The following is a 510-nucleotide window of genomic DNA, read 5'->3' as shown; positions in this document are numbered from 1 at the left end:
TACGAACTTCTTGGTTAAGCCGCTCGAGGGAATTAGTACTCCGTATGTGCATACGGATATTCTCAGGAAAGTTCATGTATTGGATAGTATCTTCAAAACCTTCATCTAAAATGGCCAGGGCTTTTTCAAATCTTGCTTCTGTACCAAATTTGTTTATTAATTCATCTTTAAACTTGCGTATGTCCTCAATCGTAACGGCCTCAAACACGCGCTTAATCATCACCCGGATTTCTGCAGTATCTTTTTTGGGCAGTTTTTCAATGATATTGCGTTTAAAATGAACATTGCACCTTTGCCAAGCAGTGCCAATGAATTCCCGTTGTATTGCTTTCTGAAGGCCCATGTGAGCATCGGAAATAACGAGTTTTGGTGATTGGAGTCCACGTGATTTAAGTTGTTTAAAAAATGAACTCCAACTCTCCAAACTTTCTGCATGGTCAACGCTTAAACCCAGTATTTCACGTGTATTCTTCTCTGTAATGGCAGTCGCAATATAAACAGCCTTTGATA

Annotated in this window: 1 protein-coding gene; it reads right to left on the bottom strand. The window is 39.4% G+C overall.

The genetic code is table 11. The annotated features are described in order from the left end of the window. Positions 1-510 (bottom strand): IS256 family transposase (locus IC21_RS08495; protein ID WP_035180760.1); only part of this gene is annotated, 510 nt, incomplete at both ends.

Origin of the sequence: Heyndrickxia coagulans DSM 1 = ATCC 7050 (genome assembly GCF_000290615.1) — a bacterium.
GTDB classification, from domain to species: Bacteria; Bacillota; Bacilli; order Bacillales; family Bacillaceae_C; genus Weizmannia; species Weizmannia coagulans.
Note: the sequence above shows the minus strand (reverse complement) of the source record. Positions and strands in the feature narration are given on the sequence as shown.